Here is a 7,768-nt window from a genome sequence, read left to right as displayed (position 1 = left end):
CCACCTGGACATTGATCTGGTCCCGAACATGGTACTGGGTATCGACGTTCTTAAAGAAGTCAGAGTTCAGGAAGTCGCTGATCCATCCGGGGGCGTTGGCAATCAGTTGAGTTGTCTGCCCTACGATCGTGGGGATCAGGGTGGCAAAAAAGGCCGCCAGCAGGCCCACCAGGACGGCCAGGGACAGCACGATTCCCGCCAGCCGCGGGACCTTGCGGCGCTCGAGCCAGCGCACCACGGGGTCCAGACCAAGCGCGATGAACAGGGCCGCCAGCATCCACAACAGCAACTGTGCCGTATTGGTCATCACGTAGTACAGGAACAACGCCAGGCCAACGCCCACGGCGCCCATAAACCCCATGTAGATCGGCCGCCGCACCGCCATCCGTGGGCCCGGCATGTCCAGCCGTGCAGCTTCCGCCTCCGCCGCGGCTTCCATCAGGGTTTCCGGTGGCAGCTCGAAACGGATCCGCGGCTGGGCCCCGGGCAGCGGGCGCAAAAGCCTGGACCGCAGTGAATGCAGCGTGTGCAGCCGGACTTCGGCTGGCTGCCCGGACGCTGCCCCGGAGCCAGCTGCAGCCGCACCGTCCGGTATGCCCTCGGACGCTGCAGGTCCCGGCTCCCCGCCGGTGGGGTTTTGTTCCTGGGTCACGGTTAACGGCTGCTTTCACGGTGGCTGGATGAATCTCCAGAGCGGGTATGACCTCGACATCGCCGTCTCGCGGCATCGCGAGGAGTTCGATCGGATCCGCCCCCTGCTCTCGGCCTGACGAGCATCTCGGGGGCGAACCGATCGATCTCCGGCGATTTACACAGCTCGTTCGTGATCGTGGCGCTCAGATTCAGCCTGCATCGCACCCTTTTTCGAGAAGCGGAAGTACAAGGCGATCCCCACACCGATCAACAACCAAGCCACGCCGAGCACCTTTGCGTTGGCGTTGGCACTCCTCAACGCATAACCGAGCACCAGAATCCCGAGCACCGGAGAGATCCAATGCACGAATAGGCGCCGACTACGCAATTTCACGCCAAAGTGTGCACTGACCGCGACGTGCAACAAAATGTATGCGGTCAAGGCTCCGAACGTGACGAGGGTCGTGAGCAATTCCTGTTCGCTGGTACCGACGATGCCGATGACGAGGGATAAACCGGCGATGAGGAACATCGCGTTGCGCGGGATCTGCCGCTTGGCGCTGACCCGGGAGAACACCCGTGGTAGCTGCCCATCCCTAGCCATGCTGAACACCAATCGGCTCGAAGTGGCCTGTGACGCGATCGAGTTCGCGAAGATCGCGACCAGTGCGCTGGTCAACGTGATGACCACTTTGAACCACGGCCCCACGACATCCCCCGCGATGTTGTAAAAGGCGTTGTTGGTGGCGTCACCCGCGGCAAATATGGTGCCGGTCGGTACAAAGATCGCCGCAAGGTACACCTGCACCACGAAGATGATCGTGATGGCGAACAGGACAATCATGGTCGCCTTCGAGACCGCGGCCCCGCCACCCTTGGCCTCCTCGTTCAGCGTGGAGATCGCGTCGAACCCGATAAAGCTGAGAGCCGCAATCGGAATAGCACCAAAGACGATCGCCCAGGAGAACTGCGCGCTTTGGAAGATCGGATCGAGCGTGAACGCGGCCTTTCCCTGCGCCACCGCGATCAGTGCGCCGACCACGAAGATGAGAAGCACGATGAGTTGAATGGCGAGGAACACCCTGTTCATTCCGGCAGTCAGGCCGATGCCTCGGAGGTTAATTGCCGCGGCGAGCACGACGAACACCACAATCCATACCCAAGCCGGAATGGCGGGCACCACCGCAACCATCGCCGCCGCCGCGAACACTGACAGCAACGCAGGCAACAACAGATAGTCGAGCAGGATCGCCCAGCCAGCCAGAAATCCCACGAACCGATTGAGGCCAATGCGTACGTAGGAATAGACCGATCCAGCGATCGGGAACTTTTTCGCCATCTCCTTATAGCTGAGCGCGCTAAAGAACATTGCGATTGCGGCTACCAGATAGACCAGTGCTGGCATTCCGCCGGAGAAATTGTAGATGATGCCGAAGACCGGCAGCGTCGCCAGCGGCACCATGTAGATGAGGCCGTAGACCACCACATCGGTCAGGCTCATCGAGCGTTTCAACTCCTGGGCGTAGCCAAACTCCTCGAGCTCGTGCTCGGCGCCCTCGACCCGTGCTGGATCCTTGCTCACAGTACGTCCCTCCTTGAACGATGAAAGGTCATTGCACCGGCGGCAGCACATGGAAGCGGCGGGTCTGGAGTTTCTGTTATCGACATCATTGTCTTTCTGTTGGGGTGGCAGAACTGCGTGCTGGGTGTGCTAAACCGCAGTGAAGCTGTGATGGTGCACTCAGTGGAGCGTGTATCAATCCTGCTGGTCAAACTGCGTCATGAATGACGAGACCACCGCACGGAAAGCCTCGGGCTGCTCGAGATGAGAGCAGTGACTTGCACCGGGGAACACGTGGCTCGTCACATCCGGAATACGGTCGATGAACGGCGCCCAGGTTGCCGGCGTTGCTTCGTCGAACTCTCCAGCCACGACCAGCGTTGGCGCGGTGATCTGGTCGAGCCTGTCGATGATGCTCCACTCGCGAAGAGTGCCGAGGATATGGAATTCGTTGGGCCCGATCATGGTGTGGTACACCGTGGGCTCAGCTTCCATCTGCGCTTCGCTCTCCCGAAAATCTTCTGGCGTGGGCACAATGCGGCAGACGTGACGCTCGTAGAACTCCATCGTTGCTGCTAGATACTCCGGGTCATCCAGGGTGCCATCCGCTTCGTGACGGCTCAAGGCATCCTGCGTTTCCTGCGGCAATTGGGCGCGAAGCTCGTTGGCAGCCTCCACCCACAAAGGCATGGATGCCGGTGCGTTGCAGAGGCTGAGACTGGCGAGGCCAGCGGGGCGCGCAACGGCGATCTCCACTCCGAGCATCCCCCCCCAGGACTGGCCGAGCAGGTGATACTCGCTGATTCCGAAGTGGCTTAGCAGGTTATGAAATTCGTCAATAAAGAGCTGCGGGGTCCAAAAATCAACGGCAGCGTCGGGCAGGTGCGTGCTGTTGCCGCAGCCAAGCTGGTCATAGAGGATGACCGTGCGGCCCGTGCTCGTCAGCGCAGCCAAGTTCTTCAAGTAGTTGTGGGCCATGCCCGGGCCGCCGTGCACAACGATGAGAGGCAATGCGCCGACAACAGGATTCGCTGACGCGTGCACCTGGGCCCAGGTCTGCCGCTCCTGAAACGGCACACGTTCCGTCGTTACGCTCGTTGATTCCAGCACCGCTGCTCCTTCACGTTGGTCACGTCCCGCTGAGTGGTGGAGTTTCTCGACACCGTGCAGGTCAGTGGTTCTAGTTTAGGGCGCCGCAGAAAACGGAAAAAATCGTACGCTAAGGCATCGCTGAGACGCGTACCCAGCAGCGTACAGCTTGTTGATGGAGGATGTGCCAGCAGGGGTCCGCAGGGGAAACCTCTTCCGGCATAGCAGGCCGAGTGGCGATTAGGTCTTTCACGAAGCGTCTGACTTTAGGGCAGCGCGACATCGGTGCTGGTGATGGTTATGGATCCGCTCAGGGAAACCAGTCGTCCCGTGAGTTGACTGTTGGCTTGCAGTGTTGCGTTGGTGGCGGCCAAGTAGTTTCCGATGTTGGTACTGTCTGTGCCCAGGGTGATGGGCCCGGCGATGCGCCAGTATATGTTGCTTGCTGAGGCGCCGTTGACGAGCCTAATGGCGCTGTTGGTTGCGGCGGTGAAGGAATTGGCTTTGAAGATAAAAATGACGCTGGGATCTCCGCGAGCGTCGAGGGTGAGGGTGCCGGTGATGGTTAAGGCTCCGGTGGTGGAGGCATAGACGCCGGGGCCTATGGTGCCGACCAGGGTGGGGGGCGTGTCGCTGTGGTGGTCCGTATTCCTGCTGCGGAGTACAGGGCCAGTGCGTCCGTTTGGGCATTACGGGCCGCGGTGGTGTTGCGGTCCGCGCTTCCGGAGACGTTCCAGTTGTAAAAGCCAGTGATTGTTGTCCCGGGGCTGGTACCTATGCTGCCCGAAATGTATGTTCCACCGCCGAAGAAGCCGTTGTTGGTGATTCCGGAGGAAGCCAGTAAGGCGTATCCGGTTGCGCGGCCGATACTCAGGGATGCCTGGGACGCGACTTTCCAGGTACTGGCCACGTTCGATGTCCGGGATGTAAATGCCGCTGTGGCACGTGGGTGCGGAATCATGACCAGGGTCGTTATTGCCGTTACGCCGCCGAGGACAAAGAATCGGCGGCGGGTATGGGTTTGCGGATCATCCGGGGGTCCTGCAGCGGGCGTTGGCCGGTCAAAGATCAGGACAGCGAGAGCGGTCAGGGTCAGCAGAACCCACAACACCAGGGGAGCAAAGTGGCCTGTGGCCATCCAGTAACCGGGCAGCCCGACGAAAGGTATGAGCAGCCGAGCTTCCCCGGTGATTTGCGCCCTGGTCAGGGGGTCGCTGTCGGCGTCGGCGTTCGCATCTCCGGCAGTTTTATAGGTGCCGTCCTGGTTCACCGCGATGACGCGGTGAAGGCGTAACTTCGCTACGCCATCCGGTTCGGCTTCTGACGGGCTGTGGAACTGTACGACGCGTCCCACCGGAACCGGTGACCCTTGGGGCAGGCTGGTGGAGAGGACGACGTCGCCCGGGCTGATCGCCGGTTTCATGGACCCGCTTTGTACGATCGAGCCGTGCCCACCGAAGAGAGCAGGAACCAGGGCCAAGGCGGTAAGGCTGATAAGGAACATCAGGTAAACCCTGGCTAGTGTGACCAACACCAGCCAAGTCCAGCCGTCCCGCCACGGCTCATGGCGGCGTCGGCTACGCTTCCCTGCGATGATCGCCCTGCGTGGTCTCATTCCTACCGGTTAGGGTGTGGGGGCGTTGCTTTGCAGTTCCCACACCAGATCTACGCTGGTCTGCGCGCCCTGTAGTGCATCAACCTGCGCCTGGGTCATCCCTGTTGTGTCGAAAGTCCAAGTTGCACGGTAGGACTTGGTTTCCCCGGGTGTCCCAGCCGTCTTCCAGGAAGTCCCACCGGTCGCGTAGCTGTTGTTCGCCGTGGAAAGGATTGTCAGCGGTTGAGCGGCGATCGGAGTAGACGTGGCAGTGAAACCGGTGCAGTCATTGAAGGAACCGCCCGTACCGATATCCACCGTCATCTTGAGGTGATCTTCCAAACCCTGGGCGGACTTCGCCAGGTTCTGCACGTATGTGCGCACTTCACCGGCCACAGTTGAGGATGAGGTTACTACAATACATTTTTGGCCCGTTTGGCTCGGGACCAAATTGTTCACCGTGAACGCGGCTCGACCGGAATCATCATCGGTCAAGGTGACCTGACCGGTGCTCCAGGAGCTTCCGGAGTTACGTGTAGTTGCTGAAAACGCCGCGTAGGATCCCTGCCAGACCATGGAGCCCGCTACGAGAAGGGCCAGCGGGGCAGCGCTGAAGGCAACGATTTTTCGGGCACGAATTTTGCGCGCGTTGGTGGAAGGCGATGTGTTCATTAGGAGACCTCAAGCTTAGGGGTGCGGCTACAGCAGGAACATCGGTGCAGTGTACCCCCCAAGTAACCGGATAGCCCCAACCACGACGTTACCGAGATCGTACGAGACATCTGCCCATAACAGGTTGCCAAATGCTTCGACTTATGTTAATGCGCAAAAGACCACCCCAATCGGGAGGGACCAAAGAACGCATATTGGTCCCCTAGCGCAGGTACAGGTGTTGCTTTCACCGGTTGAATCCGTTCCACGGGCGGAGACCACTGACCATTTGACACGCCATGAAACTGACCCGGCAGTAGTGGTCATCCGCGAAGCCAAATTTGACGAGTATCAGACAAAAGCCAGCCGCATGCCGTCGTCCCGCCACGTCGGCCATGGGCTCGTCGTTGGTATCGATGCACGCCCTTTAGATCCGTGTACTCGCGGATGGTTTCAGTGCCATGTTTCACACCCACTCCGCTGTTCTTGAAGCCGAGCAGGTGCGAGCCGGGTGAACTATTCGCACGCGGCAACGACGACGGCCTCGTCGGCGTCGTAGCCATTGATGCCGCCGAGAATGGCCGCCCCAGGGCCCGTCCACAGCAGAATCATGCCTCCCCCGGATGGTGTGATCCCGGGAGCCACCGGCGCAGCGAGGAACATCGTGAACTCCTATCATCGCCTGGACTTGTTTATGGGCACTACCGTTCCCGTAAGCCGGTCCACCACCGCGACACCCATCCGCTAATTTTTTGACAGCCAAAAAGCCATACAGATGCTGGTTTCACGGATTCGCATATACCCCGCCCGCATAAAAGCTCGGTGGAGGTGGCTCAAACGCTACAGTTGCCCCATGACCGCACACATCATCGGCTACGCCCGATATGTGGGCATGAGACACGTCCAGCCCGGTCTCTGTCTCATACCGAGCATCGATTCTTAAGACGCCGTCCTGGCCTGCCTCTGACTCGCCGGTCGGGACGAATACCGAAGAGCTCCGCACAGAAGTCACACTCGCCACTCTAGGAACGGCCACCGAAATTTCCCGGAAAACATCAATTCCATGGCCACAGCAAACCCGCCCATGAGACACGGCCAAAGCGTCTACATAACGCCCGCGTCTCCACCAACGAACAGGACCTGACCGCGCAGCGGAATGGGCTCGCGGCCCTGGGTGTGCCGGCGGACCAGATCTACGTCGACCACGGACTGACTGGTCGGAACAGGGAACGGCCGGGCCTGCGCGAAGCCCTCGCCGCTATGCGTGAGGGCGATACATTGGTCGTCGCCAAACTCGATCGTCTCGCCCGGTCTCTGCCGGACGCGAGGGACATCATCGAAGACCTCACCAAACGGGGAGTAAAGCTCAGTATCGGCGGCAGTATTCATGATCCCGGCGACCCCGTGGGCCGGCTGTTGTTTAACGTCCTGGCCATGGTCGCCGAATTTGAATCCGACCTTATCCGGGCGCGTACGAGGGAAGGTATGCAGGTTGCCAAGGCCAAGGGCCGCCTCCGTGGCAAACAACCCAAAATCAGCAAGAGTCAGGAGGTCCACCTCGTCTCCCTCCATAGGGGAGGAGCCCACACCACCACCGAGATTGCCGAGCTGTTCAAGGTCGCACGCAGTACGGTGTACCGCATCGTGCAGCGCACACCGGCACAAGCCCCCGCGCCTGCGGAGCGGAAACGAGCATGGCTGATGATTAACGCGATGGCAGCGGCCTCGTGGCTGAGTTCATGTCGCAGGCACAATAAGTGCATTTGCCTGCCGACGCCTACGTCTCAACACCCGACTACTGGTAAGCAGGCTTATCTTGTTCGGGTAGCGTTGTTTACATCGCCGAGGACGTGAGACCCCCGAGGCTGACAGTCGCCCGACCCTGAGACAGTCCGGCGCACTTCTCCTGTCCTGAGACCGCAGGAGAAAATCACGCCCCGGTGGTGCAGTATTCGCGCCCCGGGGCAGTTCTCTTTTACGGCACCATTCGTGGCCGGCAGCAACGACGGTGGTACCGGATGAGGTTTCGAATCGGGTCAGGCTTTGGCTGTCCAGCGCCGCCCCGTCGTTGCGCGCCGGGCTAGTGCGTCAGTGAACCGCCCCGGGTTTAATGGAGGGTGTTGAGTCCTTGAAAGGATGAGCACCATGGCAGCACCAAAGAAGTATCCTGATGAGCTTCGCCAGAGGGCGGTCCGCCTCGTGATGGACGCCCAGAAGAATCCCAGTGGCCGGCGTGGCGC

General features: G+C 60.3%; 7 protein-coding genes and 1 pseudogene. 1 reads left to right on the top strand and 7 read right to left on the bottom strand.

Annotated features, from left to right (window positions below; translation table 11 throughout):
* From IV498_RS18140 to IV498_RS18115, 7 genes are all read right to left on the bottom strand, one after another.
* Positions 1–652, bottom strand: a 652-nt coding sequence (locus tag IV498_RS18140; protein WP_269048479.1) for an AI-2E family transporter, incomplete at its 3' end; no start/stop codon positions are given.
* Between the two features lie 156 nt (positions 653–808).
* Positions 809–2,215, bottom strand: a complete 1,407-nt coding sequence (locus tag IV498_RS18135; RefSeq protein ID WP_269048478.1) for an APC family permease — start codon at positions 2,213–2,215, stop codon at positions 809–811.
* Between the two features lie 174 nt (positions 2,216–2,389).
* Positions 2,390–3,304 (bottom strand): proline iminopeptidase-family hydrolase, encoded by a 915-nt coding sequence (locus IV498_RS18130; protein ID WP_269048477.1) that lies wholly within the window; start codon positions 3,302–3,304, stop codon positions 2,390–2,392.
* Between the two features lie 245 nt (positions 3,305–3,549).
* On the bottom strand, positions 3,550–3,846 hold the full coding sequence (locus IV498_RS19175) for an ice-binding family protein (protein WP_442951384.1): 297 nt from the start codon (positions 3,844–3,846) through the stop codon (positions 3,550–3,552).
* A gap of 38 nt (positions 3,847–3,884) precedes the next feature.
* Positions 3,885–4,817: a signal peptidase I gene (locus IV498_RS18125; protein ID WP_269048476.1), complete on the bottom strand. Its 933-nt coding sequence runs from the start codon at positions 4,815–4,817 to the stop codon at positions 3,885–3,887.
* A 90-nt stretch (positions 4,818–4,907) separates the two neighbouring features.
* On the bottom strand, positions 4,908–5,549 hold the full coding sequence (locus tag IV498_RS18120) for a hypothetical protein (RefSeq protein ID WP_269048475.1): 642 nt from the start codon (positions 5,547–5,549) through the stop codon (positions 4,908–4,910).
* 495 nt (positions 5,550–6,044) lie between these two features.
* Positions 6,045–6,191: a hypothetical protein gene (locus IV498_RS18115; RefSeq protein ID WP_269048474.1), complete on the bottom strand. Its 147-nt coding sequence runs from the start codon at positions 6,189–6,191 to the stop codon at positions 6,045–6,047.
* Between the two features lie 477 nt (positions 6,192–6,668).
* On the opposite strand from IV498_RS18115, the pseudogene IV498_RS18110 reads away from it, so the two are divergent.
* Positions 6,669–7,184 (top strand): annotated as a pseudogene (locus IV498_RS18110) (recombinase family protein); the annotation flags it as partial.
* Positions 7,185–7,768: the final 584 nt, after the last annotated feature.

The organism is Paenarthrobacter sp. Z7-10 (genome assembly GCF_026932795.1).
Lineage (GTDB): Bacteria > Actinomycetota > Actinomycetes > Actinomycetales > Micrococcaceae > Arthrobacter_M.
The sequence above is the reverse complement of the archived record's forward strand: the minus strand, read 5'-3'. Positions and strand labels throughout refer to the sequence as shown.